Origin of the sequence: Nocardioides jejuensis, from assembly GCF_004337475.1 — a bacterium.
Classification (GTDB): Bacteria; Actinomycetota; Actinomycetes; order Propionibacteriales; family Nocardioidaceae; genus Nocardioides; species Nocardioides jejuensis.
The window spans coordinates 64,111-90,077 of record NZ_SJZJ01000006.1; the positions used below are offsets into that span (position 1 = coordinate 64,111).

Genomic DNA, 25,967 nt, shown 5'->3' on the forward strand with positions numbered 1-25,967 from the left:
CTCGGCCGAACGCCGTGTGACGCTTCACGTGGCGGAGTAGCCTGCCGGGCAGTGGCCTGAGGGGCAGGCGCGGAAGGAGCACGATGTCGGACCTCGTAGCCGGACCTGCGCCCGTCGAGCCTCCCGGCAAGCGCTTCAACTGGCTCGTGCTCGTCTACGTGCTCATGACGCTGGCCGTCATCGGCGGAGCGATCTTCTTCGTGGTCGGAGGAGCGGGCGCCGACCCGACCGGTGGTTGTGGCGGAGGCTGACCCCGCCATTGCCGCCGGGGGTTCGATCACCCGGTGGTGGCTGGTCGCCACGGTGGCGCTGACCCTGTCGGCGATCTGTGCGGGGGTGCTCCTCGCGCCGCCGGAGTCCTCCCGTGTAGGCCCCGCGCTGACCAGCCTGCTCTTCCTCGGTGCCTCCGTGCACGTGGGATCGACGGCCTGGTTCTACGGCGTACCCGCCGTCCGCTGCCACATGTGGCGCAACCCGAAGCGCTATCTCGTCGTGCCCGCAGTTCTTGTCGTGGCGACCGTGGCGGCGGTCCTCCTGGTGCCGCGCAGTTGGGTCCCGGTGGGCCTGCTCGCGTTCTTCGCGTGGCAGTTCTTCCACTTCCAGAAGCAGAACCTCGGGGTGGCGGCGATCGCGGCCCGTGCGACGGGCTCGCCGTCCTTGGTGCCGTCCGAGCGTCGGGCCATCGTGCTCGCCGGCTGCGGTGGAACTGCCGCGCTGGTCGGACGTCCGGAGCTCCTGCGGATTGCCGAGGCCCCGGAGGTGCCCGGTCTCTTCGCGGTCGGAGTGGCGGTCTTCGCGGCCGCGGCGGGGTACGGCGTCGTCGCCGTGCTCTCGCGTACGCCGACGGGTCGGTCCCCGGCGTTCCTCGTCGTGTACCTGACGTCGTTGCTCTTCTTCGCGCCGGTCTTCCTCTTCGACTCGCCGTACGCCGCGGTCGCGGGCATCACGATCGCCCACGGCCTGCAGTACCTGCTCCTGATGGGCCTGCTGGCCGCGGCGCCGAACGAGACAGGCGCGCGGTCCGTCGTCGGCGTTCTCGTCCTGGTCAACGTCGCCGTGGTGGTCGGGCTCGGTCTCAGTCAGGCCTCGCACTTCCACGAGGCGCACGGCTGGACGCGTGCGTTCTACGGCATCTACCTGGGCCTCGTGATGAGCCACTTCGTGATCGACGCCGGGCTGTGGCGCCTGCGCGACGAGTTTCCGCGGGCGTTCCTCACGCAGCGCCTTCCGGGTCTGCTCGCCCGGCGATCAACCCCTGCCCTTGCGGAATAGATGATGTATCACCTACTGTTGAGGCAGGTGATCGCACCACACCCCTCAAGGAGGATCCGATGCCTGCTGTGACTGTTGACGACCTGACCGTCCTGGACCGCGTGAAGGCGCCGGGGCTGGGCGACCAGCCGCGCGGCGTACTCCAGATCTCCACGGCCCCGACGGGCTACGAGGGGGAGGGCTTCCCGGTGCGCCGCGCGTTTGCGGGCATCGACCACAAGCACCTCGACCCGTTCCTGATGATGGACCAGATGGGTGAGGTCGACTACGCGCCGGGGGAGCCGAAGGGCACCCCGTGGCACCCGCACCGCGGCTTCGAGACGGTCACGTACATGATCGATGGCGTCTTCGAGCACACCGACAACCACGGTGGCGGCGGCACCATCACCAACGGCGACACCCAGTGGATGACGGCCGGCGCTGGCATCCTCCACATCGAGACCCCGCCGGAGTGGCTGGTCCAGGCGGGCGGCCTCTTCCACGGCGTCCAGCTGTGGGTGAACCTGCCGAAGTCCGACAAGCTCATGCAGCCGAAGTACCAGGACATCCACTCGGGTGAGGTCAAGCTGCTCACCTCGCCGGACGCGGGCGCACTGGTCCGCGTCATCGCGGGTGAGGTCGGCGGCAACAAGGGGCCGGGTTCGACCCACTCGCCGATGACGATGGTCCACGCGAGCGTCGAGCCGGGCGCGCGCCTCGAGCTGCCGTGGACGGTCGAGTACAACGCGCTCGTCTACGTCCTGTCCGGCTCCGGCACGGTCGGCGTCGACGGTCGCCCCATCCGCGCGGGCCAGACCGCGGTCTTCGGGCCGGGTGACTTCCTGACGGTCGCTGCCGATGCGCAGCAGGAGTCGCGTCACCCGAAGCTCGAGGTGATCGTCCTCGGCGGCGAGCCGATCCGCGAGCAGATCGCGTGGGCCGGGCCGTTCGTCATGAACACCAAGGCCGAGGTCATGCAGGCGTACGAGGACTTCCAGAAGGGCCGTTTCGGCCACATCCCCGCCGGCTGACTGACGTCCGTACGACGCAGCGAGGGCTCCGGATCCTGATGGATCCGGAGCCCTCGGTCATGTCTGTCAGCCGATCAGCTTGAGCAGCGCCTCGATGGTGTCGGCAGGGTTCTTGCCCGCGACCTTGCCGTCGATGAACGCCGTCGGCGTGCCCGATACGCCGTGCTGCGACATGGCGTCGGTCGCGTTCGTGACCCAGTCGTCGTACGCGCCCTCGTTGATCAGCTTGCTGACCTTGCCGCGGTCCGCCCCGGCCTTGACCGCGTCGTCGATCAGCGTGGAGTTCTCGGGCCCGGCGGTGCCCTCCTCGGGCTGGTTCTCGAAGAGCGTCGTGTGGAACTTCTGGAACGCCGACGGGCCGGCCACGTGGAGCACGGCGAGGGCGGCGTTCGCGGCCCGCGAGGAGTAGGCGTTCTTCGAGACGCGGTCCAGGAAGGAGACCATCCGGTACTCCACGGTGATGTCCCCGGCCTTGATGGCCGCCTGCACCTTCGCCGAGGTGACCTTCTCGAACTCGTTGCAGATCGGGCACTGGAAGTCCTCGTAGATGACCACCGTGTGCGCGGCGTCCTTCTTCCCGACGACCACGCCGTAGTCGGCGGTCACGCCCGTCGGGGTCATCGACGCCGGGGCGCCGGTGTTGTCGCGCTTGCCCTGGACGACGAGGCCGACAGCGACGAGGACGGCGATCACAGCGACGACGGCCGCAACCACGAGGAGGTTGCGGCGGCGGGCGGCGTTGCGCTCGTCGAGGCGGAGCTGGGCGACGCGTTCGGCAGGGGTGCGCTTGTCGGTCATCGGGCGGGCCTTTCCGGCTGGGGCAGGGGAGCGAGGAGCAGGGAGTCGAGGGCGAGCCGCGTCCGCGGGCGGACGACGAGCCATGCGGAGGCGGCAGCCAGCGCGAGGTCGCGCGCGATGTCCCACGGGTACGCCGCCGTCGGGTCGGCGTCCAGTGCAGCCGCGCCGCCGCCCCCGAAGCAGCCGCACTCGATCTGGAGACCGCGCGCCCACGCAGCGGCGATGCCGACGACGAAGGCGAGCAGGAGCAGTGTCGACACCGTCCCTGCGACCCGGGTCAGCAGGCCGGCGAGCAGGCACAGGCCGAGGGCGACCTCCACGAGGGGCAGCAGGTGACCGACCGTCGGGACGATCGCCTCGGGCAGCAGCTGGTAGGCGCGCACGGCCCGGACGGTCGCCGCGGGGTCGGGCAGCTTGAGGGCACCGGCGACGACCCAGACGGTGCCGACGACGAGGCGGGCGACGAGCCCGATCCAGCTGGACATGGATCCGAGGCTAGGGCCGGCTGCTGAGGACTGCCTGAAATCGGCCCGCCGCCCGCTCCGGCGTGCGACGGGTAGGGTCGGGCGCGTGAACGACAAGCTGGTGTGGATCGACTGCGAGATGACCGGGCTCGACCTGGGCGCCGATGCGCTCATCGAGATTGCTGCCCTGGTGACGGACTTCGACCTGAACGTCCTGGGTGACGGCGTCGACATCATCGTGAAGCCCGAGCCCGCGGCCCTCGACCAGATGAACGACTTCGTGCGCGACATGCACGTCAAGTCGGGCCTTCTCGAGGAGCTCGACGGCGGCGTGACGCTGGCCGAGGCCGAGGAGCGGGTCCTCGCCTACATCCGCGAGCACTGCCCGGACGGCAGCCGCCCGCCGCTCGCCGGCAACACCGTCGGCACCGACCGCGCGTTCATCTCGCGCGACATGCCGACGCTCGAGGCGTTCCTCCACTACCGGATCGTCGACGTCTCCTCGATCAAGGAGCTGTCGCGCCACTGGTTCCCGAAGGCGTGGTACCAGTCGCCGGAGAAGCGCGGCAACCACCGCGCGCTCGCCGACATCCAGGAGTCGATCGAGGAGCTGCGGTACTACCGCGACGCCGTCTTCGTCGCCGCTCCCGGTCCCGACACGGAGACCGCCAAGGGCATCGCGGAGCGCCACGGCGGCGCGATCACCGGCCTCGGTCGTCCCGAGAGCGGGGCCGATTCGGACGAGACGGCGCCTACCCAGTAGAGTTCCATTTCGCGCTTCGACGAAGTCGGAGCCATGGTGGCTGTAGCTCAGTTGGTAGAGCACCGGCTTGTGGTGCCGGTGGTCGCGGGTTCAAGCCCCGTCAGCCACCCCAGTCAGCCAGAAGGCCCCCGGTTCGCCGGGGGCCTTCTGCATTTCCGCGCGCACGCGCCCGCGAGGCGCCATGCTGACCGGCATGGACCGCAGGGCGCTGGCCGCAACCGCTGCGGCGTACGTCGTGCTGCACCACCTCGGACTGGTGCCGGAGGGCTTCGGTCCCGGCCCGGACGGCACGCGGTGGGCGGACTGGGTGGACCTGGCGTTGCCGTGGATCGTGGTCGGGCTCGCTGGCTGGGCGCTCTGGAGCTCCCGGCCGACTCCGAGCGTCCTGGCCCTCTTCCTCGCCGGGACGCTCGCCTACACATCGGGACACGGGATCCACCTCGCCGGGAACTCGATCGGCAACGCGGCACCGTCTCCGACCGCTCACCTCTGGGACGAGCCGGTCGGGCACAACCTCTGGTTCCTGGGCGTCGCGCTGATCACGGCGTCTCTTGTCGCCGGGATGGCGGCGCTCCCGCGCGGAGGCGTCGGGACGCATCTGCTCGCTGCCGGGGTCGGAACCACCTGGGCGTCGAATGCGATCGGGGGAGAGGCGGTCGCGCTGGGAGTCGCCGGAGCCGCGCTGGCGGCGTACGCCGGCTGGCGGCACCGCCGTGACCTCGCCGGCGTACTGCTGACGAGCGGAGCGGTCGCGCTGGTCTGGCTCGGACTCGCTGTCTTTGCGGGATGAGGTGGATTCGCAGTCACTCGGTGACTGCGAATCCACCGCATCGCTGGCTGGCGCCCCCGGCAGGATTCGAACCCGCAACCCGCGAGGTAGAAACTCGCCGCGCTATCCAGTTGCGCCACGGAGGCCGAGCGGCCCCATTGTGTCAGCGGTCGTACACGAACCGGTCAGAAGCCCGGTCCGTACGCCGCGCCACGCGCCGTCCGTACCTCTCCGCCAGGTGCGTGGATCCCGCGGAGCCGCGCCACACCGACGAGCAGCCGATCAGGTCGCGCTCGGCCAGCCAGGCCAGGCGGGCGCTGACGAGCGCCTCGGCGGCGCCGTTGCGGGTCCAGCCAGGGCGCACGGCGAGGCCGCCGAGCTCCACGAGGCGTCCGGTGACGAGCGCGATCCGCGTCGACCGGTCGCGCACCGTTGACCAGTCGGCGTCGTCGGGCGCGAGCGCGGTGAGCAGGGCGTGACCGACCACGACGGAGCCTTCGGGGGTCGTCTCTGTGGCCAGCCACACGCCCAGCGCTGCCTGCTGGCGTCGCGCCGTGTGGGCGCGCACCTGCCCGGGATCGACGTGCGCGGGGAATCCCGTCGCGGCCTGGGCGAGCGCGACCACGTCGGCGCCCTCGGCCCAGAGCTCCGCCGGGACCTGAGCGACCGACAACAGCCGGTCGTGCAGGGTCGACAAGACGGTCATGCCAGTGCCCTCCCAGACGCTCAGCCAGACAACCGGCACATGCCGGACTGGCAGCAAGGGTGAGGCCGTCCGCGCGACGCGTCCAGAGCGCCGCGACGGCGTTCAAGGAACGTTCACGCACCTGTCGCCGGACGTCAGCAGCACGTCGCGAAGACGTCAGGGAAGCAGCGAGCCCATCCAGTCCTCGACGTCGTCCGCCGAGCGCGGAAGGCTGTCGGAGAGGTTCAGTGAACCGTCCGCGGTGACGACGATGTCGTCCTCGATGCGGATGCCGATGCCGCGCAGCTCCTCGGGGACGAGCAGGTCGTCGGACTGGAAGTAGAGGCCGGGCTCGACCGTGAGGACCATGCCCTCCTCGAGCTCGCCCCGCGGGTAGACGTCGGCCGAGGCACGGCCGCAGTCGTGCACGTCCATGCCGAGCATGTGGCTGGTCCCGTGCAGCGTCCAGCGGGCGTAGACCTTGGAGTCCGGGTCGAGCGCCTCCTCGGCGGAGACGGGGAGCAGGCCGAGATCGGAGAGCCCGTGGGCGAGCACAGACATCGCGGCCTCGTGCGCGGCAAGGAACCGGGCGCCCGGCTTCACGGCATCGATGCCGGCCTGCTGGGCGGTGAAGACCAGCGTGTAGAGATCACGCTGCAGGGGAGTGAAGCGCCCCGACACGGGCAGTGTGCGCGTGACGTCGGCGGTGTAGAGGTTGCGGCCCTCGACGCCCATGTCGAGGAGGACGAGCTCGCCGGGGACGATCGGTCCGGAGTTCTCGATCCAGTGCAGGGTCGTGGCGTGGGCGCCGCCGCCGACGATCGAGTCGTAGCCCAGGTCGTTGCCCATCGCACGGGCACGCCGGAAGAACGTGCCCTCGAGCCAGCGCTCGCCGAACTCCAGCACGCGGTCCCACTCGCGGACCGAGTCGGTGAAGCCGAGGGCGGTGATGTCGCACGCCTCCTGCAGCTCGCCGATCTCCCACGCGTCCTTGACCAGGCGCATCTCCGAGAGCACCTCGGTCAGCTCCGCGTCCACGCCGTTGACGCGGGCACCGGAGGTGTCGAGCTCGGAGAGATGCCGCACCTCGACGCCGAGCGAGGAGGTCATCTCGTGCAGCGACGGTCGCCGCCCGGCCCACAGCTCGCCGTACTGCCGGTCGCGGAAGAACTCGTCGGTCTCGCGCGAGGAGCGGGGCCGCGCGTAGAGCACCGACTCGCCGGACGGCTCGACGACGAGCACGGCGTCGGAGGTCTGGTTGCCGGAGAGCCAGGTGTGCGCAGTGTCGGGGCGGAAGCGGTAGTCGGTGTCGTTGGAGCGCACCTTGTAGCTGCCCGCCGGGATCACCAGCCGCTCGCCGGGGAACGCCGCGGCGAGGCCCTTGCGGCGCCCGGCAGCCAGCGAAGCCACCGGGTGCGGAGGCAGGTCGAGCTCACGGTCGCCCCACCCTGTACGCATGAACGCTGCGTACGCCGCCGGCACCGCAGGGTCGTGCGACTCGATGCGCGGGGTCTCCGCTGCGTCGGTCGTCTGGGGAGTCGCGGTTTCCGGGGCGTCTGTCTGGGGCTCGGTCACGCTCCCCACGATACGGGCGTGAAACATGTGAACGGATAGGCTTCGCCGCATGTCAGTGACCGTGCCGCAGCCTCGTGCCACGCGCGACACGGTTCTCTTCACCGTCATCGTCGCGGTCGTTGCCGCGCTCGCGGCTGTCCCCACCGGTCTGGTGATCCTGCTGTCCGGCGGCGGGCCGATCGTCTTCGTGGCCGCGCTCTTCGCGCTGGTGCCCGTCGGTCCGGTCGTCGCGGCGTACCTCTGGCTGGATCGCTACGAGCCCGAGCCGAAGGTGCTGCTCGCGCTCGGCCTGGCCTGGGGTGCCTGTGTGGCGACGTTCCTCGCCCTCCTCGCGCAGGAGGTCGGCACCGTGATCCTGTCGCTCTCCGACCAGGCCAGCGCGACCATCGTGGCGCCGCTGACCGAGGAGTTCGCCAAGGGCCTCTTCCTCGTGCTGCTCCTGCTCTGGCGCCGCCACGAGTACGACGGAGTGCTCGACGGCATCGTCTACGCCGGCATGGTCGGTGTGGGTTTCGCCTTCACCGAGAACGTCCTCTACCTCGCGATGGCCTGGAACGGCACGGACGGTGCGCCGGGTGGCCTCGCCGGCCTCACCTCGACGTTCGTGATCCGCTGCCTGTTCAGCCCGTTCGCGCACCCCTTCTTCACGGCGATGACCGGCATCGGCATCGGACTCGCGATCCAGAGCCGCAGCGCGCTCGGCCGTCTCGGCTGGCCGCTCGTCGGCTACCTGCTCGCGGTGCTCTGCCATGCCGCCTGGAACACCTCCGCGACCTTCTCGGGCGGCACCGGCTTCATCGCGGCGTACGCGATCGTGATGCTGCCGGCGTTCCTGCTCGCGGTGGGCTTCGCGATCTGGGTGCGTGGTCGCGAAGAGGCCGTGCTGACCAGCGCGCTGCACGACGCGGCGGGTCGGGGCTTCCTGCACCCTGCGCATGTCCCGTACGTCGTCGACCTGCGGCGTCGGCGCGCAGCACGGCGGCATGCACATCTCGCGGGCGGTCCCCGCGCAGGTCGGGCGATGCGGGACTACCAGCAGGCCGCGATCGAACTCGGGTACCTTCACCACCGGTTCCTCCGGGGGACTGCACCGCGCGACGCCGTCGCCCGCGGTCAGGCCTTCGTGGAGCTCCTGCAGCGGCTCGGGCCCGCTGTCGTCTTCCCGCCTGACGGATCGACGCCCACTGCTTCGCCCCTTTCCCACCACGCTGCCCCAGGAGACCGACCCGCATGAGTGAGTCCACGAAGATGCTCACCGCGCTGGTGCGTCTCCGCGGCGCGCTCCAGGGTGCCGTGCTGCCGCTCGACGTCCCGGGCGTTGAGGCCGAGCGCGACGCGCGCGTGGCGATGATCGACCAGCTCGAGGACTACGTCATCCCGCGGCTGACCGCGATCGACGGTCCGCTGCTCACCGTCGTCGGTGGTTCGACCGGAGCCGGCAAGTCGACGCTGGTCAACTCGCTGATCGGCAACCGGGTGACCGAGCCCGGCCTGCTGCGCCCGACGACCCGCTCGCCCGTCCTGGTGCACAACCCGGCCGATGCCGAGTGGTTCGGCCAGGACCGGATCCTCCCGGACCTCGTGCGCTCCGACCGCTCGACCGGCGACACCACCACGCTCCAGCTCGTGGCCAGCGAGAAGGTGCCCGCGGGCCTGGCGATCCTCGACGCCCCCGACGTCGACTCGGTCGAGGAGGCGAACCGCGTCCTCGCGGCGCAGCTCCTCGCCGCCGCCGACCTCTGGCTCTTCGTCACCAGTGCCGCCCGCTACGCCGACCAGGTGCCGTGGGACTACCTCAAGAAGGCTGCCGAGCGGTCCACGTCCGTCGCGATCGTGCTCGACCGCACCGCCGACGACGCCGTCGAGACCGTCGCCACCCACCTGGCACGCATGCTCGCCGCCCGAGGCCTCAAGGACTCCCCGCTCTTCATCGTGCGTGAGGGCCACCCCGACGAGGACGGCCTGCTTCCTGCGTCGTACGTCGCCGACATCCGCGGCTGGCTCGAGGCGCTCGCCGACGACGCCGACGCCCGCGACGCCGTCGTGAAGCAGACGCTCGAGGGCGCGATCCGCGTGATCAGCGCGCGCACCTACGAGATCGCCTCGGTCGTCGAGGACCACGGCAAGGCGCTGCTCTCGCTGCGTGCCGACGCCGACCGCGCCTACGACCGCGCGCTCGACGGGATCAGCAAGGCCACGGCCGACGGCACCCTCCTGCGCGGTGAGGTGCTCGCCCGCTGGCAGGAGTTCGTCGGCACGGGCGAACTGCTCAAGACACTCGAGAACAAGGTCGGCGGCCTCCGCGACCGGCTCGTCAACGCGGTCAAGGGCAAGCCCGCCCAGGTCGAGCGGGTCACCCACGCGGTCGAGTCCGGCCTCGAGAAGCTGCTCATCGAGCACGCCGAGAACGCCGCCGAGCAGGCCGCGGGCTACTGGGGCTCCACCGGCCCGGGCCGCGGCCTCCTCCAGGCGCAGGATCACGACCTGGATCGCGCGTCGCGCCAGTTCCGCCGGGACGCCGAGACCCTGGTCCGCGACTGGCAGCACGGCGTCCTCGAGATGGTCCGCGCCGAGGGTGCCGACAAGCGCACCACCGCGCGCTACCTGGCGTACGGCGTCAACGGCCTGGCCGTCGCGCTGATGGTCGTGACCTTCTCCGCCACGGCGGGCCTGTCCGGTGCCGAGGTCGGTATCGCCGGTGGCAGCGCCGTCCTCGGACAGAAGCTGCTCGAGGCGGTCTTCGGCGACCAGGCGGTGCGCACGCTCGCCGAGCGCGCCCGCAAGGACCTCGACCGCCGGGTGCAGGAGCTCTTCGCGAGCGAGCGGGCACGCTTCACTCACGTCCTCGACGACCTGGGCGTCGACTCGCGCAGCCCCGAGCTGCTCCGTGCGGCTGCGCGTCGCGTCGACGACCTGCGCTTCGCTGCGCAGTCCGACTCCATCTCCACCGAAAGCGTGTGATCACCGTGCTCGATGGTGTCAAGAAGCTGGTTTCCTCGAGCTCGGGGGTCGGCCGCCGTGCCGAGGCCCTTGAAGCCGTTGTCGAGGCAGGCCGTGGCCGTCTCGACGATGCGCTCCTCGACGAGGCGCACCAGGTCGCTGACCGGGTCTCCGAGCGGCTCCGCCTGTCGGCGCACCACACCGTGGTGGGCCTCGCCGGCGCGACGGGCTCCGGCAAGTCCTCGACGTTCAACGCGCTGACCGGGCTGGAGCTCTCCGCCGTCGGCGTACGCCGGCCCACGACGTCGTGGGCCACCGCGTGCGTCTGGGGTGGCGAAGGTGCCGGCGACCTGCTCACGTGGCTCGGCATCCCGCCGCGCCACCACGTCACGCGCGACTCGATGCTCGACAGCTCGAAGCAGGACGACGCCTTCGACGGCGTGGTCCTCCTCGACCTGCCCGACCACGACTCGACCGACGTCTCGCACCACCTCGAGGCCGACCGCCTGGTCCAGCTCGCCGACGTTCTCGTCTGGGTCCTCGACCCGCAGAAGTACGCCGACGCGGCGATCCACAACCGCTACCTCAAGCCGATGGCCTCGCACGCCGGCGTGATGATCGTGGTGCTCAACCACATCGACACCGTCCCCGAGGACCGACGCGAGCAGATGCTCTCCGACGTACGCCGCCTGCTTGCGGCCGACGGTCTGGCCGACGTCCCGGTGTTCGCCGTCAGCGCTCGCCACGGCGACAACATGGAGAAGCTCCGCAAGGAGATCGCCAAGCGCGTCGCGTCGAAGAAGTCGACGCGCAAGCGGCTGGAGGCCGACGTCAAGGCGGTCGGGGAGAAGCTCTCCGCCGTCTCCGGCACCGCGGTCCCCAAGGCGCTGGGCGGCGATGTCTCCGCTGAGCTCGATGAAGCGCTGGCCGACGCCGCCGGCGTGCCCGTCGTGGTGGAGGCCGTCGAGGCCTCGGCCCGCTTGCGCGCTGCGCGTGCCACCGGCTGGCCGGTCGTCGCCTGGGTCACGAAGCTCAAGCCGGACCCGCTCAAGCGCCTCCACCTCGACCTCGGTCAGGAGGGCCGCGCGCTGGTGAAGTCCGCGCGCACCTCCATCCCCGAGCCGACGCCCGTGCAGAGCGCCCGCGTAGACGCCGCCGTGCGTGCGGCGTGCGACGAGGTCGGCGCGGGGCTGGCCAAGCCGTGGCAGCAGGCCATCCGTGGCGCTGCGACCGCGCGGCTCAGCGATCTCAACAACCGTCTCGACCACACGCTGGCCTCGACCGACCTCGGTGTCGCCCGCGTCCCGTGGTGGGCCGCGCTGGTGCGCGTCGTCCAGTGGCTGCTGATCCTCGCTGCTCTCGTCGGTGGTGTCTGGCTCGCGGGTGTCGGTCTGGCCGGCTACCTGCAGTTCGACGTGCCCTCGCCGAAGGTCGGGCCGGTCGCGGTGCCGACGCTCCTGCTGCTCGGGGGAGTGGTCGGCGGCATCCTGCTGGCGCTGCTCTGCCGGGTACTGGTGGGGGTCTCCGCCCGATCGCGGGCCCGCTCCGCGGATCGTCGTCTGCGTGACGGCATCCACGCCGTGGCCCAGGACCTGGTGCTGTCGCCGATCAACACCGAGCTGGCGACGTACACGACCGTGCGCGAGCAGTTGGCCAACGTCCTGAAGAAGTAAGCGGAGTCACGGACTAGTCGTTTTAGTCCACTAATTTTGTAGTGTTTAATGGGTGCCATGCACCCGACCCCTGCTCACTCGCTGACCCTCGAGGAGCTCGCCGACTGGACCCGCCGCGTCGCGGACGAGGTCCACCGCGGCGAGCACGAGATCAGTGCCGACGCCGACGAGCGCTGGCACGTCCGGGTGCACTGCGACGACCAGGTCGACGTCTGGCTGATCAGCTGGACCGCGGACCAGGGCACCGAGCTGCACGACCACGGAGGCTCCGCCGGTGCCTTCACCGTGGTGCAGGGCCGGCTGACCGAGACCGCGTGGGCCGGCGGCGTCGCGCCGTCCCGGGAAGGTGCGCGCAGCCGCCGCGAGGGTCACCTCGTCGACCTGACCCGTGAGGCGGGGGAGACCTCGGTGTTCGGCGGGCACTACGTCCACGACGTCCGCAACGTTGATGGTGAGGTGGCCGTCAGCGTGCACGCGTACTCACCGCCGCTCTCGCGGATGCATTACTACACTGTGGAGACGGGCCGACTGGTCCGTCGAGCCTCCCTCTGGACCGACGACCCCGAAGCGTCCGCTCCTGCTCAGGAGGCGTCATGAAGACTTTCGACTCGGTCGACGCGATGCTGGCCGACGCCCGCGACGGGCTGCGCCGCTTCTCGCCGCAGGAGGCCCGCGACGCCGTCGCCGCCGGCGCGCGGATGGTCGACATCCGTCCGGAGTGGCAGCGTCGAGCGGACGGGGAGATCCCCGGGGCGCTCGTCGTCGAGCGCAACCACCTCGAGTGGCGGCTCCACCCCGACTCGGATGCGCGCCTCCCGCAGGCGCGGCCGGGGCAGCGCTGGATCGTCGTGTGCACCGAGGGCTACACGTCGTCGCTCGCCGCCGCGTCGCTCAACTCGCTCGGCGTTCCGGCAGCGGATCTCGAGGGTGGTCTCCATGCGTGGCGTGCCGCTGGCCTGCCGGTCGTGCCGGGTGGTACACCGGTGGAACAGCTGGTCCACGTCGCCACCCGAGGAGCCGCGTGACTCACTCCACCATCCGCCCCGCTTCGCTCCCCGGAAGCCGGGGCCCCCGATGATCGAGTTCCGCTCCGTCAGCAAGACGTTTGCTGACGGCACCACTGCCGTCCGCGATTTCAACCTCGTGCTGCCCTCGCGCACGACGACCGTCCTGGTCGGGTCGTCGGGCTGTGGCAAGACGACACTGCTCCGCATGGTCAACCGGCTCATCGAGCCCAGCTCCGGCCAGGTGCTGATCGACGACGTCGACGTCGCGACGCGCAACCCCGTCGAGCTGCGGCGTTCGATCGGCTACGTGATGCAGCACGCCGGGCTGCTCCCGCACCGGCGCGTGGTCGACAACGTGGCGGTGCCGCTGCGTCTGTCGGGCGTCCCGCGCACTGAGGCCACCGCCCGCGCCCTGGCCGCGCTGGAGACGGTCGGGCTCGACCCTGCGCTGGCGCGGCGCTATCCGCGACAGCTCTCGGGCGGTCAGCAGCAGCGCGTCGGGGTGGCCCGCGGCCTGGTCGCGGACCCCAACATCCTGTTGATGGACGAGCCCTTCGGCGCCGTCGACCCGATCGTCCGGGTCGACCTGCAGCGTGAGCTGCTGCGGCTCCAGCGGGAGCTCGGCAAGACCATCGTCTTCGTCACGCATGACATCGACGAGGCGTTCCTCCTCGGCGACCAGGTGGTGATCCTGCGGCGCGGCGGCGAGGTGGCGCAGGTCGGCACGCCGGCCGAGATCCTCGCGGCTCCGGCAGACGACTTCGTACGCAGCTTCGTCGGGCTCGATCGCGCCCACCGGGCCCTGCACATCGAGGAGCGGGGTGGCCAGCGCGTCGTCGTCGACGGTGACGGGCGGCCCGCGGGTGTCCTGGATCCCGCATGACGTGGTTCCTCGACAACGCCGACCGGATCGGTGACCTCACCCTGCGTCACCTGTGGCTGAGCGTCCTCCCGGTGCTGCTCGGCTTCCTCCTGGCCGTGCCGATCGGGTGGTGGGCACAGCGGCACCCGCGGATCGGAGCGGTCGTGCTCGGCTCGGGGAGCATCCTCTACACGGTGCCCTCGCTGCCGCTGCTGGTGATCCTCCCGGGCGTGCTGGGCACGAGCTTCCTCGACCCGATCAACGTGGTCGTCGTGCTGACCCTCTACGCCGTGGCGTTGCTGGTCCGGACGGCGGCCGACGCCTTCGCCCAGGTGCCCCGCGACGTCGTGGATGCCGCTGATGCCACCGGGCACTCGTCGGCGCAGCGTGCGCTGCGCGTCGAGCTGCCACTCGCCGGGCCGGTGCTGCTGGCCGGCGTACGGGTGGCGTCGGTGAGCACCGTCAGCCTGGTCACCGTCGGCGCGCTGATCGGGGTCTCCAACCTCGGCTCGCTCTTCACCGAGGGCTTCCAGCGCTCGAACACGCCGGAGATCGTGATCGGGCTCGCTGTGGTGGTGGCGCTCGCGCTCGCCCTCGACACGATCTGGGTGCTGCTCGGGCGGGTGCTGATGCCTTGGGTGCGCGGAGCGAGGACGACCGCATGAGCAACGTCTTCGTCCAGGCGGCCGACTGGCTCACGGACTCCGCCCACTGGCAGGGGCCGGACGGCGTACCTGCGCGGCTGAGTGAGCACGTCGGCTACTCCGCCCTCACCGTGGCGATCGCCGCGGCGATCGCGCTGCCGCTCGGGCTCTGGATCGGTCACACCGGCCGGCTGCGTGGCGTGGCCATCGCCCTGACCGGAGCCCTGCGCGCGCTGCCCACGCTCGGCCTGCTCACGCTGGTCGTGCTGTGGATGGGCATCGGGCTGACGCCGCCGATCCTGGCCCTCGTGGTGCTCGCGGTGCCACCGCTGCTCGCCGGTGCCTACGCCGGAGTGGAGTCCGTCGACCAGCGCACGGTGGACTCCGCCCGCGGCCTCGGCTTCACGGAATGGCAGGTGCTGATGCGCGTCGAGGTGCCGCTCGCGCTGCCGCTGATCCTCGGGGGCGTGCGTTCGGCGGTCCTGCAGGTCGTGTCGACCGCGACCGTCGCGGCGTACATCGGGCTGGGTGGACTCGGCCGCTACCTGATCGACGGCATCGCCGTCCGCGACTATCCCCAGACCCTGGCCGGCTCGCTGGTGGTCGTCGTTCTCGCGCTGGCTCTGGACGGGGCGTTCGCAGTCGCGCAACGATCAGCAGCACGTTCATGAGTCTGTTGCTCCCCACCCGATGAGAAGAGGAACCCCATGAAGTTCACGCGACTGGCCGCTGGCGGCGCCGCCCTGGTGCTCGGACTGGGCCTGGCTGCCTGCGGTGGTGACCCGACCGCTCCGTCCTCCAGCGGGGGAGACGCGATCGTGGTGGGATCGGCCGGGTTCGGCGAGAGCGAGATCCTCGCCGAGATCTACGCCCAGGCACTCGAGGCGAAGGGCATCGATGCGACGACGAAGCTCGACATCGGCGCCCGGGAGGCGTACATCGGGGCGATCAAGGACGGCACGATCGACCTGTTCCCGGAGTACACCGGCAACCTGCTGACCTTCCTCGACAAGAACGCGACGGCGACGACCTCGGAGGACGTCACCACGGCGCTGGCGGGCGCGTTGCCCTCGAGCCTCACGATCCTGACCCCTGCGGCGGCCGAGGACAAGGACTCGCTCAACGTGACAGCGGCCTTCGCGGCCACGAACGCCGTCTCCTCGATCGGTGACCTGGCCAAGCTCAAGGACCTCAGCCTGGCGGCCAACCCGGAGTTCAAGATCCGCGCCTACGGACTCTCCGGTCTGGCGAAGGTCTATGGCGTCAAGAACATCGATTTCACCTCGATCTCCGACTACGGCGGCCCGGCCACGCTCAAGGCGCTGACCTCGGGGCGCGTCGATGTCGCCGACATCTACTCGACCACGGCCTCGATCACCCAGAACAAGCTGGTCACGCTCGAGGACCCCAAGCACCTGATCCCTGCGCAGAACGTCGTCCCGCTGATCCGCAAGGACGCGAAGACCGACAAGGTCGCCGAGGTGCTGGACGCGGTCTCGGCAAAGCTCACGACCGAGGGCCTGCTCGCGCTCAACACGACCTTCGCCGGCAAGGACAAGCCCTCTGCGGCTGATGTCGCGAAGGGCTGGCTGAAGGCCAACGGCCTGGCCTGACCCGGTATTGGTCCACCGACGTGGCCCCGTCCGGCCCCTCCACAGGGGCTGGCCGGGGCCACTGTCGTCTCCGCTCCCCGGGCGAAGCTCGGGGGAGTTCCCGGGCAGTCGGTCCGGGGCGATGGTGAGGAGTGGATGGACATGAACGAGACCGAGGTGACGGTGCAGGGCTTCGTCGGCACGCAGCCGGAGCTGCGGCACGTGGCTGGCACGGTGGTGGCGGGCTTCCGGGTCGGGTCGACCCCGCGGTTCTTCAGCAACAGCAACAACGCGTGGGGTGACCGCGAGACCAACTGGTTCACTGTCAACGCGTGGCGCACGCTCGGGGAGCACTGCGTGGCGTCGCTGCACGTCGGCGAGCCGGTCATCGTGCGGGGCCGCCTCCGCACGCAGACCTGGACGCCGGAGGACGGCGTCGCCCGCACGACGTACTCGATCGACGCCGTCGCCGTGGGCCACGACCTGGGTCGGGGCACGTCGGCGTTCCTGCCCCGGAGTGCGCCGCGCCCCGTCGAGGAGACCTCCGAGCTCGCCGAGCACAACGACGCGTGGTCGGTCGGCCTCCCGCAGGTCTCCAGCCTCGGCCGTTTCGACGTGCCGCCGGTCGATGTCTCGGGTCTCGAGGAGGCGCCGCCGGCCGAGCCGTCCGCGGAGACGTCGGTGGAGTCCGAGATGGCACCGTTCTGAGCGAGGCAGGCTGCAGGCCCCGGTGCGGTCCGAGCCGCGGGGGCGTGGCAGGAGAGGGTGGCTCAGCCGCGTAGGCTTCCGTCCCATGGCCGAGTACATCCTCTCCTTGCGCAACGTCCGCAAGGCCCACGGCGACAAGGTCGTCCTCGACAACGTCACCCTGTCGTTCCTCCACGGCGCCAAGATCGGCGTCGTCGGCCCCAACGGCATGGGCAAGTCGTCGCTGCTGAAGCTGATGGCGGGGCTCGACCACCCCAACAACGGCGACATCGTGCGCGACCCCGACGCCACTGTCGGCATGCTCCAGCAGGAGCCGCCGCTGACCGAGGGCAAGACCGTCCTGGAGAACGTCGAGGAGGCCGTCGCCGAGATCAAGGGCAAGATGGCGCGCCTCGACGAGGCCTACGGCGAGATGGGCGACCCCGACGCCGACCTGGACGCGCTCATGGCCGAGACCGGTGAGCTGCAGACGTACCTCGACAACATCAACGCCTGGGACATCGACTCCAAGCTCGAGCAGGCGATGGACGCGCTCCGCTGCCCGCCGGCCGACCTCCTCGTCGACAACCTCTCCGGTGGTGAGCGCCGCCGCGTCGCGCTCTGCAAGCTGCTCCTCCAGGAGCCGGACCTGCTGCTCCTCGACGAGCCCACCAACCACCTCGACGCCGAGTCGGTCCAGTGGCTCGAGGGCCACCTCAAGTCCTACAAGGGCGCCGTCCTCGCGGTCACCCACGACCGGTACTTCCTCGACAACGTCGCCGAGTGGATCGCCGAAGTCGACCGCGGCCAGATCCACGGCTACGAGGGCAACTACTCCACCTACCTGGAGACCAAGAAGGAGCGTCTCAAGGTCGAGGGTCAGAAGGACGCCAAGCGCGCCAAGATGCTCGAGAAGGAGCTGGAGTGGGTCCGCTCCAACGCCAAGGCCCGCCAGACCAAGTCGAAGTCGCGTCTGGCCCGCTACGAGGAGCTCGCGGCCGAGGCTGACAAGGCCCGCAAGATCGACACCGCCGACATCAACATCCCGCCGGGCCCGCGCCTTGGTGACATCGTGCTCGAGGCCAACAACCTCGTGAAGGGCTTCGAGGGCCGCACGCTGTGGAACGACATCAACTTCACGCTGCCGCGCGCCGGCATCGTCGGCGTCGTCGGCCCCAACGGTGTCGGCAAGACGACGCTGTTCCGGATGATCACCGGCAACGAGACCCCGGACTCGGGCGCTCTCAAGGTCGGCACCACGGTGAAGATCTCGTACGTCGACCAGAGCCGTGGCGGCATCGACCCGCAGAAGAACGTGTGGGAGGTCGTCTCCGACGGTCTCGACCACATCAAGGTCGCCAACTTCGAGATGAACTCGCGCGCCTACGTCGCGTCGTTCGGCTTCAAGGGCCCGGACCAGCAGAAGAAGGCCGGCGTGCTCTCGGGTGGTGAGCGCAACCGTCTGAACCTGGCGCTGACGCTGAAGCAGGGCGGCAACGTGCTGCTCCTCGACGAGCCGACCAACGATCTCGACGTCGAGACCCTGTCCTCGCTCGAGGACGCGCTGCTCGACTTCCCGGGCTGCGCCGTGGTCACGTCCCACGACCGCTGGTTCCTCGACCGCATCGCCACCCACATCCTGGCGTGGGAGGGCGACGAGGAGAACGAGGGCCACTGGTTCTGGTTCGAGGGCAACTTCGCCTCGTACGAGGAGAACAAGATCGAGCGCCTCGGTGTCGAGGCTGCGCGCCCGCACCGCGTCACGCACCGCCGCCTGACGCGCGACTGATCCACACGTTGAAACCCGGGTTTTGGTCCGCCGAAACCCGGGTTTTTGCGTCCGTTCCGGGATACTTGCCTCCATGGCCAGCGATCTCGTTCTCAACCGCCTTGCCCCGCCGGGAGACCAGTTCACGCTGGTGACGCTCCGGACCCTCGACGAGGAGCCGGATCTCGCGGCACTCACGGGTTGGTACAGGAGCCACCTGCACCAGGTGGTCGTCGTCAACCTCCTGGAAGGCACGCCGGACTTCGCGTTCACGGCCGCGCCGCCTACCGGCGACGAGATGGACGCCCTCATCGCGCGCCTGGCCTCGACGGAGCACGGCATCGACCTCGTCGGGCACGCGCCGACGTCCGAGCACAGCAGCGAGGCCCCCTTCGGTGCCGGCTCGTGGATCACGGCGCGCGGCTACGACCTCGGTGACGGTCGCTGGCTCAGCGCGCTGTTCGGCACGCTCACTTGGCCCGCGGTCATCGGCGACTCCTGACTCACCCCGCGAAACCCGGGTTTTGGCGCGCCGAAACCCGGGTTTTGTCGTCTTGATTCCCGGGTTTTGCCGGGCTCCGGCTGACTTTCCACAGGCGAGCGGCAGGACCGGTGCGGATCGGGCCGCGAGAGCGCAGGGTCTGCTGCATGGTTCTCACGACGCCCCTCCCGGACTCGCCCTTCGCCGTCGCGCGCTGCGCCGACCATGGCCTCGCCCGCCGGGACGTGCGCCGACTGGTGGCCGACGGCGCTCTCCGCAGGCTAGTTACCGGTGTGTACGCCGCAGCCGACCTCGAGGTCACGCCCACCGCCAGGGTTGCTGCGCTGAGCCTCGTGGTGCCACGGGGTCACGTGCTGGTCGACCGGACCGCCGCGTGGCTCCATGGTGTCGACGCCTTCACGGTCGAGGAACTGGCTGCTCCGCCTCCGATCGAGATGTGTGCACTGCGCGGGCGGCATCCGACCGAGCGCCGGGATGCCGACGGCGGCACCCGCGACCTCCGGCCGGAGGACGTGATGCGCCTGGGCGGGCTCGAGGTGACGACGCCGCTCCGCACAGCTCTTGATCTGGGATGCCGCTTGCGTCGCCGGGAGGCGTTCGCCGCGCTCAACGGCCTCGCGGCCGCGCACGACCTGGACGCTTCCGCGTGTGCGGCGGCGACGCGTGTGCGGTTCGCGCGACGCCGCGGCGTACGTCAACTGCGCGAGCTCGTCGCCGTCATGGACCCACGCTGTGAGTCCCCGCGTGAGAGCTGGACGCTGCTGGCGATCCTCGACGCGGGGCTGCCAGCGCCTGAGCAGCAGCATTGGGTCGCGATCGATGGCATCCCGACGTACCGCCTCGATCATGCGTACCCGACGCGTCGCGTCGCGGTTGAGTACGACGGTGCATGGCACGACTGCACTGCCGAGCAGCGGGCAGCAGACGAACGCCGACGGGCGTGGCTGCGCGACCAGGGCTGGACGGTGATCGTCGTGAAGAAGGGTGACTTCACGGGCGCGCGCCTCGACGCGTGGCTCGCTGCCCTGCGCGACGCGCTGCAGCCCGGCTACTCCGCGCGCCGCTGGTGACGTTCGTCAAAAGACGCGATTCAAGACGTCAAAACCCGGGTTTCGGCGGACCAATACCCGGGTTTCGACGGTGAAGGGATCAGCGGATCCGGTTGGCCTCGGGCGACACCTCGTTGAGCTCGTCCGCGACGGTGCCCATGACCCGGCCGAAGGCGAGCATGTCGTCGGGGGAGATCAGGTCGAACAGGTGCCGGCGTACGGCGGCGACGTGGTCGGGTGCGGCGTCGACCAGACGCTGGGCACCGGCGTCGGTCAGGCGCGCGACCACGCCGCGACCGTCCTCGGCGCTGTCGGCGCGGGTGACGAGGCCCTTGGCCTCCATGCGCTTGATCGTGTGCGTCACCCGGCTCCGGCTGTGGAGCAGTCCGTCGGCGAGCTGCGCCATGCGCAGCTCACCGTCAGGTGCTTCCGACAGCCGGACCAGGATGGCGTACTCGCTGCCCGAGATGTCGTGACGCTTGGCTGCATCGTCGATCGCCGAGCTGAGCAGCGTGCTGGCGACCAGGAACGATCGCCAGGCACGCTGCTCGTCGTCGTCGAGCCACCGAGACTCAGCCATGTCGGGTGCCTCTGGTCAGAGACGCTCGAGGATCATGGCCATGCCCTGGCCGCCACCGACGCACATGGTGATGACGCCGGTGGACTTGTCGTGCCAGTCCAGCGAGTTGAGCAGGGTGTTCTGCAGGCGGGCACCGGTCATGCCGAACGGGTGGCCGACGGCGATGGCGCCACCGTTGACGTTCAGGCGGTCGATGTCGATGCCGAGGTCCTGGTACGACGGGACGACCTGCGCCGCGAACGCCTCGTTGATCTCCCACAGGTCGATGTCGTTGACGCTCATGCCGGCGATGCGGAGCGCGTTGCGCGACGCCTCGACCGGACCGAGGCCCATGATCTCGGGGGAGAGGCCGGAGACGCCCGTGGAGACCACGCGCGCGAGCGGCTTCAGGCCGAGCTCGGCGGCCTTGGTGTCGGACATGATCACGACGGCGGCGGCGCCGTCGTTGAGCGGGCACGAGTTGCCGGCGGTGTTGACGCCGTTCTCGCGGAAGACCGGCTTCAGGGAGGCCATACCCTCGTACGTCGCGCCGGCGCGCGGGCCGTCGTCGGTGGAGACGACGGTGCCGTCGGGGAGCGTGATCGGGGTGATCTCGCGGGCCCAGAAGCCGGCGGCGATCTGCTTCTCGGCGAGGTTCTGCGAGCGGGTCGCGAACTCGTCGAGCTCCTGGCGCTTCAGGCCGCGCAGCGTGGCGACGTTCTCGGCGGTCTGGCCCATCGAGATGTAGGCGTCCGGGATCAGGCCGTCCTCACGCGGGTCGTGCCACGGCGCGTTGGAGATCGACTGGGCGACGGTGCGCTCGATGGCGTCGTTGAAGAGCGGGTTGCGCGCGTCCTCGGTGTCGGTCATGCCCGATCCGAAGCGGGAGACGGCCTCGACGCCGGCGGAGACGATGATGTCGGCCTCGCCGGCCTTGATCGCGTGGAGCGCCATACGCGTGGTCTGCACGGACGATGCGCAGTAGCGGGTGATCGTGGTGCCCGGGACCGTGTCGAGGCCGAGGATCGTGTTGACGACCTTCGCCATGTTCCAGCCGGCCTCGCCGCCCGGGAGGCCACAGCCGAGGTGCAGGTCGTCGATCAGGGTCGGGTCGAACGACGGGATCTTGTCGAGCGCGGCCTTGATCGCGAACGCGGCCAGGTCGTCGGGCCGCATGTCCTTCAGGGAGCCCTTGAAGGCCCGACCGATCGGCGTACGGGCGGTGGAAACGATGACTGCCTCGGGCATGAGGGCTCCTTCGAAGACGTAGGGGAGGGACCCCGTCGAACGGGGCCGCCGTTCAGCCTATCCGCCCGCGTCTGGCAGCATCACCGGCGTGCGACACACCTATGAGTGCCAGCTGCGCTGGGCGGACATGGACCTGCTCGGCCACGTCAACAACGTGACCTACCTGGACTACCTCCAGGAAGCCCGCATCGAGATGCTCCTGGCGCACGCGCCGGGCGACCGCCTCCTCGCGCTCGCCGAGGGTGCGCAGGTGCTCCATCATTCGGTGCAGTACGCCGCCCCGCTCACGTTCCGGCTCAAGCCGGTCAAGATCGACTCCTGGGTCGTCGCGGCCGACGCCGACTCGTTCACCCTCGGCCACGAGGTGTACGACGACCACACCGGCGAGCGGGTCGTCTACCTGCGTGCGCGCAGCACCCTTGCGCCGTACGCCTTCGACGAGGACCGCCGTCGTGCCCTGACCGCGTCGGAGCTCGAGGTGCTCTCCCGCTTCGAGGGCGGCGACCCGATCGGCGAGCCCGCAGCCTTCACCGAGCCGCGCGTCGTCGAGGCCGGCGACTACCGACTGCGGGTGCGGTTCTCCGACCTCGATGCGTTCGGTGTCATCGACGAGGTGCAGCACTTCGAGTTCTTCCAGGAGGCGCGGATCGCCTACATCGGACGCATGCAGGGCTCGACGGCGGTCGACTTCCGCAAGACCCCGATGGTGATCGCGCAGATGGACGTCGCCTACGAGGAGCCGATGCGCTTCAGCACGACGCCGTACGACGTCCGGTCGTGGGTGTCGAAGGTTGGCGGGTCGAGCTTCGTGATCGAGAGCGAGCTGCGTGACGTCGCAGGCACGACGTTCTCGCGGGCTCGGGTGGTGCTGGTGACGTTCGACGCGGTGACACAGAAGGCCGCGCCGGCTCCCGAGGAGCTGCGGCAGCTGCTGATCGCGCAGCTGCCGTAAGTTGCGGCCGGCGCCGGACAGCCGCCCGTCTCCGGCTGGCCTGTGCGTGCTTCTGCGGCAGCGATGCCACAGAAGCACCGCCTTCGCGGCATGCGGGGTGCTTCGGTGGCAGGAATGCCACGGAAACACTCCGCTGATCGAGGCCTCAGACCTCGGTGTTGATCATGAACTGGGCCGCGTGCTGCACGTAGTCCCAGAACTGCGCGTCCTGCTCCGGCGTCAGTGCGACATCGTCCAGCGCTGCGCGGAAGTGACGGAGCCAGTGATCGGCTGCGTTCTGGTCCACGACGAACGGCGCGTGGCGCATCCGCAGGCGCGGGTGGCCGCGGAGCTCGCTGTAGGTGCCCGGACCGCCCCAGTACTGCGACAGGAAGAGCGTGAAGCGCTCGCGCGCCGGCCCGAGATCCTCCTCCGGGTACATCGGGCGCAGGATCGGGTCCTCGGCGACACCCTCGTAGAAGCGGTCGACGATGCGTCGCATCGTGTCGATCCCGCCGATCTCGTCGTAGAAGGTGCTCACGCGGACCATTCTGCCGTGCGCGCGGCGACGGGCTCACCCCGGCCGTGGAAGGATCGACGTACCGACCCCCGATCCACCTGAGGAGATCCCCATGGCCACCACCCGCACCGCCTCCACCCACTGGGAGGGCGGCCTGCTCGACGGGTCCGGCTCCACGACGTTCCAGTCCTCCGGCATCGGCACCTTCGGTGTCTCGTGGCCCGCGCGCTCTGAGGAGCCCAACGGCCTGACCAGCCCCGAGGAGCTCATCGCGGCGGCCCACACGGCGTGCTTCTCGATGGCGTTCTCCAACGGCCTGGCCAAGAACGGCACCCCGCCGACCGCGCTCGACACCTCCGCCGAGGTCGACTTCGTCCCCGGCACCGGCATCACCGAGATCCGCCTGACCACCGTAGGCACCGTCCCCGGCCTGGACGAGGCGACGTTCGTCGAGCTCGCTGAGGCCGCCAAGGCCGGTTGCCCGGTCTCGCAGGCACTCGCCTCGGTCCCCAGCATCACGCTGAAGGCCTCGCTCTCCGCCTGACCTGCGCCTGACCTGCGCTGAGACGGGGCTTGTGCCGTGCTGAGACGGGGCTTGTGCCGGGGTTGTCCACAGGACGCCCGGCACGGGCCCCGTCTGGCGGTGGCACAGGCCCCGTCTCGCGGCCGCACGGGCCCCGTCTCGGTGAGGGAGCTCAGCCGGCGTGGACGTGGGGGCGGCGGGTCGGGTCGGGCTCGGCCCGGCGTACGACCTCGCGTGTCACCGGGGCGACCTCGCCGACGCCGAAGAGCAGGAACCGCGCCAGGTTGATCAGGGGGTTGCCCTCGGTCCACTCCAGATACAGGTGCGGCCGTACGCCGGTCCGGTCGCGGATGTCGAGCAGCACCGCGGCGAGCGCGTTGGGCACCGTCGACGCCTCCACCGTCAGCACGCGGAACTCGTCGTGCAGCGCCTCGCCGTGCACCTCGATCCGGCTCTCGAAGTCGGAGTAGTCCTTGACCGTCACCTCGAGGAAGACGATGTCGCCCGGGTGCTGGATGTCGTTGTCGGAGACGATCTGCCGCATCTTCGCGACATAGGCCTCGCGCCCACGGTCCACCGGCTCGTGTGCGACCAGCCGAATCGAACGCCGCGCGGAGTCGCGCAGGAACATCTCGGCGCGTGCGTCATAGGTGATCTCCGTGGTGCGCAGCTCGAGGGCCCGGCGGACGCGAGAGGCCAGCGACACCAGGACGATCGCGGCGATGAAGCAGCCACCGATCTTCACGCCGTCGGGCCGCTCGCGGACGTTGTCGAACAGTGTGTACGCGAGCACGAGCGCGATGGCGCCGTACGCGATCGTCAGCTTCCGCTGCCCGGCCTTGCGCGCTGCGAGCGTCACCGCACACGCCGCGGAGACCATCAGCACGAGTACGCCGGTGGCGTACGCGCCGCCCTGGGCGTCGACGTCGGCGTTGAAGATCCAGGTGATCAGGAAGCCGACCGCGGTCAGGATGATGACGAGCGGCCGCGTGGCGCCTGCCCACTCCGGGGACATGCCGTAGCGGGGCAGGTAGCGGGGGATCAGGTTCAGCATGCCGGCCATCGCGGACGCTCCGGCGAACCACAGGATGGCGATGGTCGAGGCGTCGTACACCGTGCCGAAGGCATCACCCAGGTAGAGGTGGGCGAGGTACGCCAGCGCGCGCCCGGAGGCCTCGCCGCCGTCCTGGAACTTCTCGGCCGGGATCAGCATCGTCGTGACGAGCGAGCTGGTGATCAGGTAGCCGCTCATGATGAGGGCCGCCGTGGTGAGCAGCTTCTTGGTGTTGCGGATCCGGGCCGCCGGCATGTGGAAGTCGTCGTCCTCGGCTCCCTCGACGTGGCTCATCACCGCCACACCGGTCTCGAAGCCGGACAGGCCGAGCGCGAGCTTGGGATAGACCAGCAGCGAGACGCCGATCATCGTCCAGACGGAGCCGTGCTCGGCGGTCAGGCCGGAGGTCCAGTCGGTGACGAGGTGGCCGTGGGTGGAGATGCGCCAGATGCCGTACCCGATGACGACCGTGTTGAGCGCCAGATAGGTGACCACCAGGGCCACGGCGACACCAATCGCCTCCTTGAACCCCTTCAGGAAGACCGCGCCGAGCAGGGCGACGAGGAAGAGCGTGATCCACATCTGCCCCTCGTGGAGGAACGCCGGGACGTGCGGGTTCTCGACGACGTGGGCCGCCGCGTCGGCTGCTGACAGAGTGATCGTGATGATGAAGTCGGTGAGCGCGAAGCCGAGCAGCGCGAGTACGAAGAACTTGCCGCGCCAGAAGGGCAGCAGCCGCTCCAGCATCGCGATCGATCCCTGCCCGTGAGGGCTCTCCTCCGCGACGCGGCGGTAGATCGGCAGCGCACCGAGGAGGGTCAGCAGGACGAGCACGATCGTCGCCATCGGGCTGAGCAGGCCGGCAGCCAGGAAGGCGATGCCGGGCTGGTAGCCGAGCGTTGAGAAGTAGTCGACGCCGGTCAGGCACATCACCTTCCACCAGGGAGAGGTCGAGTGGGGTTCGGTCGCAGGTTGTGCCGGGACAGCGAGCTGTTGAGCGGTGAAGGTCACGTCTGAAGTCAAGGCGCGCCGGACGGCGTCGGCGGCGGTCCTAACGCACCCCTAACGCCGC

General features: G+C 70.2%; 28 protein-coding genes and 2 tRNA genes. 21 read left to right on the top strand and 9 right to left on the bottom strand.

All coding sequences use genetic code 11. From position 1 onward, the window contains the following. Window positions 1–83 precede the first annotated feature (83 nt). The 3 genes from EPD65_RS16205 to EPD65_RS05430 are packed head-to-tail and all read left to right on the top strand — an operon-like array spanning window position 84 to window position 2,282. The gene (locus EPD65_RS16205; RefSeq protein WP_165872897.1) at window positions 84–251 is read left to right on the top strand and encodes a hypothetical protein; all 168 of its coding nucleotides are present in this window, start codon (window positions 84–86) and stop codon (window positions 249–251) included. Continuing rightward, complete coding sequence (locus EPD65_RS05425) at window positions 238–1,272, top strand: hypothetical protein (RefSeq protein WP_131582150.1); 1,035 nt, start codon at window positions 238–240, stop codon at window positions 1,270–1,272. The genes EPD65_RS16205 and EPD65_RS05425 overlap by 14 nt, the downstream gene beginning before the upstream one ends. Before the next feature lie 59 nt (window positions 1,273–1,331). Further along, window positions 1,332–2,282: a pirin family protein gene (locus tag EPD65_RS05430; RefSeq protein ID WP_131582151.1), complete on the top strand. Its 951-nt coding sequence runs from the start codon at window positions 1,332–1,334 to the stop codon at window positions 2,280–2,282. A 66-nt stretch (window positions 2,283–2,348) separates the two neighbouring features. Here EPD65_RS05430 and EPD65_RS05435 read toward each other — a convergent pair whose 3' ends face one another. Further along, window positions 2,349–3,080 carry a DsbA family protein gene (locus EPD65_RS05435; protein ID WP_165872898.1) on the bottom strand — a complete coding sequence of 244 codons (732 nt, stop codon included), beginning with the start codon at window positions 3,078–3,080 and terminating at the stop codon, window positions 2,349–2,351. Continuing rightward, window positions 3,077–3,565, bottom strand: coding sequence for a MauE/DoxX family redox-associated membrane protein (locus EPD65_RS05440; RefSeq protein WP_131582153.1), 489 nt, complete (start codon window positions 3,563–3,565; stop codon window positions 3,077–3,079). The genes EPD65_RS05435 and EPD65_RS05440 overlap by 4 nt, the downstream gene beginning before the upstream one ends. Before the next feature lie 85 nt (window positions 3,566–3,650). On the opposite strand from EPD65_RS05440, the gene orn reads away from it, so the two are divergent. From orn to EPD65_RS05455, 3 genes are all read left to right on the top strand, one after another. Then, a complete protein-coding gene (orn, locus tag EPD65_RS05445; RefSeq protein WP_131582154.1) occupies window positions 3,651–4,307 on the top strand; it encodes an oligoribonuclease in 657 nt (218 codons plus the stop codon). Window positions 4,308–4,343: 36 nt separating this feature from the next. Beyond that, a tRNA-His gene (locus tag EPD65_RS05450) sits at window positions 4,344–4,419 on the top strand. Window positions 4,420–4,500: 81 nt separating this feature from the next. Beyond that, window positions 4,501–5,097 carry a hypothetical protein gene (locus EPD65_RS05455; RefSeq protein ID WP_131582155.1) on the top strand — a complete coding sequence of 199 codons (597 nt, stop codon included), beginning with the start codon at window positions 4,501–4,503 and terminating at the stop codon, window positions 5,095–5,097. 48 nt (window positions 5,098–5,145) lie between these two features. Here the strand turns inward: EPD65_RS05455 and EPD65_RS05460 are convergent. The 3 genes from EPD65_RS05460 to EPD65_RS05470 all read right to left on the bottom strand — a co-directional run bounded on the left by EPD65_RS05460 (window position 5,146) and on the right by EPD65_RS05470 (window position 7,336). Then, window positions 5,146–5,222: transfer RNA gene (locus tag EPD65_RS05460), tRNA-Arg, on the bottom strand. A 17-nt stretch (window positions 5,223–5,239) separates the two neighbouring features. Further along, complete coding sequence (locus tag EPD65_RS05465; protein WP_131582156.1) at window positions 5,240–5,782, bottom strand: GNAT family N-acetyltransferase; 543 nt, start codon at window positions 5,780–5,782, stop codon at window positions 5,240–5,242. Between the two features lie 156 nt (window positions 5,783–5,938). Beyond that, entirely contained in the window at window positions 5,939–7,336 is a 1,398-nt protein-coding gene (locus EPD65_RS05470; protein ID WP_243640456.1) for an aminopeptidase P family protein, read from the bottom strand. A 49-nt stretch (window positions 7,337–7,385) separates the two neighbouring features. Between EPD65_RS05470 and EPD65_RS05475 the strand changes: the two genes are divergently transcribed. The 13 genes from EPD65_RS05475 (at window position 7,386) to EPD65_RS05535 (ending at window position 20,081) form a co-directional block, all read left to right on the top strand. Next, window positions 7,386–8,570 (top strand): PrsW family intramembrane metalloprotease, encoded by a 1,185-nt coding sequence (locus EPD65_RS05475; RefSeq protein ID WP_131582158.1) that lies wholly within the window; start codon window positions 7,386–7,388, stop codon window positions 8,568–8,570. Then, window positions 8,567–10,297, top strand: coding sequence for a GTPase domain-containing protein (locus EPD65_RS05480; protein WP_243640457.1), 1,731 nt, complete (start codon window positions 8,567–8,569; stop codon window positions 10,295–10,297). The genes EPD65_RS05475 and EPD65_RS05480 overlap by 4 nt, the downstream gene beginning before the upstream one ends. After that, window positions 10,294–11,949 carry a YfjP family GTPase gene (locus EPD65_RS05485; protein WP_131582159.1) on the top strand — a complete coding sequence of 552 codons (1,656 nt, stop codon included), beginning with the start codon at window positions 10,294–10,296 and terminating at the stop codon, window positions 11,947–11,949. Before EPD65_RS05480 ends, EPD65_RS05485 begins: the two co-directional genes overlap by 4 nt. Window positions 11,950–12,006: 57 nt before the next feature. Next, the gene (locus tag EPD65_RS05490) at window positions 12,007–12,546 is read left to right on the top strand and encodes a cysteine dioxygenase (protein WP_207891422.1); all 540 of its coding nucleotides are present in this window, start codon (window positions 12,007–12,009) and stop codon (window positions 12,544–12,546) included. Next, window positions 12,543–12,974, top strand: a complete 432-nt coding sequence (locus EPD65_RS05495) for a rhodanese-like domain-containing protein (RefSeq protein WP_131582161.1) — start codon at window positions 12,543–12,545, stop codon at window positions 12,972–12,974. Before EPD65_RS05490 ends, EPD65_RS05495 begins: the two co-directional genes overlap by 4 nt. A gap of 49 nt (window positions 12,975–13,023) precedes the next feature. Next, a complete protein-coding gene (locus EPD65_RS05500; RefSeq protein ID WP_131582162.1) occupies window positions 13,024–13,839 on the top strand; it encodes an ABC transporter ATP-binding protein in 816 nt (271 codons plus the stop codon). Beyond that, the gene (locus EPD65_RS05505) at window positions 13,836–14,483 is read left to right on the top strand and encodes an ABC transporter permease (RefSeq protein ID WP_131582163.1); all 648 of its coding nucleotides are present in this window, start codon (window positions 13,836–13,838) and stop codon (window positions 14,481–14,483) included. Before EPD65_RS05500 ends, EPD65_RS05505 begins: the two co-directional genes overlap by 4 nt. Beyond that, a complete protein-coding gene (locus EPD65_RS05510; RefSeq protein ID WP_131582164.1) occupies window positions 14,480–15,133 on the top strand; it encodes an ABC transporter permease in 654 nt (217 codons plus the stop codon). Before EPD65_RS05505 ends, EPD65_RS05510 begins: the two co-directional genes overlap by 4 nt. 36 nt (window positions 15,134–15,169) lie before the next feature. Further along, entirely contained in the window at window positions 15,170–16,075 is a 906-nt protein-coding gene (locus EPD65_RS05515; RefSeq protein ID WP_131582165.1) for a glycine betaine ABC transporter substrate-binding protein, read from the top strand. A gap of 141 nt (window positions 16,076–16,216) precedes the next feature. Then, window positions 16,217–16,762: a single-stranded DNA-binding protein gene (locus EPD65_RS05520; RefSeq protein ID WP_165872899.1), complete on the top strand. Its 546-nt coding sequence runs from the start codon at window positions 16,217–16,219 to the stop codon at window positions 16,760–16,762. 85 nt (window positions 16,763–16,847) lie between these two features. After that, window positions 16,848–18,530: an energy-dependent translational throttle protein EttA gene (gene ettA / locus EPD65_RS05525; RefSeq protein WP_131582167.1), complete on the top strand. Its 1,683-nt coding sequence runs from the start codon at window positions 16,848–16,850 to the stop codon at window positions 18,528–18,530. Window positions 18,531–18,603: 73 nt separating this feature from the next. After that, window positions 18,604–19,011, top strand: coding sequence for a hypothetical protein (locus EPD65_RS05530; protein WP_131582168.1), 408 nt, complete (start codon window positions 18,604–18,606; stop codon window positions 19,009–19,011). 146 nt (window positions 19,012–19,157) lie between these two features. Further along, window positions 19,158–20,081 carry a DUF559 domain-containing protein gene (locus EPD65_RS05535; protein WP_131582169.1) on the top strand — a complete coding sequence of 308 codons (924 nt, stop codon included), beginning with the start codon at window positions 19,158–19,160 and terminating at the stop codon, window positions 20,079–20,081. Window positions 20,082–20,160: 79 nt separating this feature from the next. On the opposite strand, the gene EPD65_RS05540 is transcribed toward EPD65_RS05535, so the two are convergent. Then, window positions 20,161–20,640, bottom strand: a complete 480-nt coding sequence (locus EPD65_RS05540) for a MarR family winged helix-turn-helix transcriptional regulator (RefSeq protein WP_131582170.1) — start codon at window positions 20,638–20,640, stop codon at window positions 20,161–20,163. Window positions 20,641–20,655: 15 nt separating this feature from the next. Further along, the gene (locus EPD65_RS05545; protein WP_131582171.1) at window positions 20,656–21,867 is read right to left on the bottom strand and encodes an acetyl-CoA C-acetyltransferase; all 1,212 of its coding nucleotides are present in this window, start codon (window positions 21,865–21,867) and stop codon (window positions 20,656–20,658) included. 88 nt (window positions 21,868–21,955) lie between these two features. On the opposite strand from EPD65_RS05545, the gene EPD65_RS05550 reads away from it, so the two are divergent. Continuing rightward, window positions 21,956–22,819, top strand: coding sequence for an acyl-CoA thioesterase (locus tag EPD65_RS05550; RefSeq protein ID WP_131582172.1), 864 nt, complete (start codon window positions 21,956–21,958; stop codon window positions 22,817–22,819). 145 nt (window positions 22,820–22,964) lie between these two features. On the opposite strand, the gene EPD65_RS05555 is transcribed toward EPD65_RS05550, so the two are convergent. Beyond that, window positions 22,965–23,348, bottom strand: coding sequence for a globin (locus EPD65_RS05555; RefSeq protein WP_131582173.1), 384 nt, complete (start codon window positions 23,346–23,348; stop codon window positions 22,965–22,967). An 82-nt stretch (window positions 23,349–23,430) separates the two neighbouring features. Between EPD65_RS05555 and EPD65_RS05560 the strand changes: the two genes are divergently transcribed. Beyond that, window positions 23,431–23,862, top strand: a complete 432-nt coding sequence (locus EPD65_RS05560) for an OsmC family peroxiredoxin (RefSeq protein ID WP_131582174.1) — start codon at window positions 23,431–23,433, stop codon at window positions 23,860–23,862. Between the two features lie 151 nt (window positions 23,863–24,013). Here the strand turns inward: EPD65_RS05560 and EPD65_RS05565 are convergent, their stop codons facing one another. Next, window positions 24,014–25,906: an APC family permease gene (locus tag EPD65_RS05565; protein WP_341539056.1), complete on the bottom strand. Its 1,893-nt coding sequence runs from the start codon at window positions 25,904–25,906 to the stop codon at window positions 24,014–24,016. Window positions 25,907–25,967 lie beyond the last annotated feature (61 nt).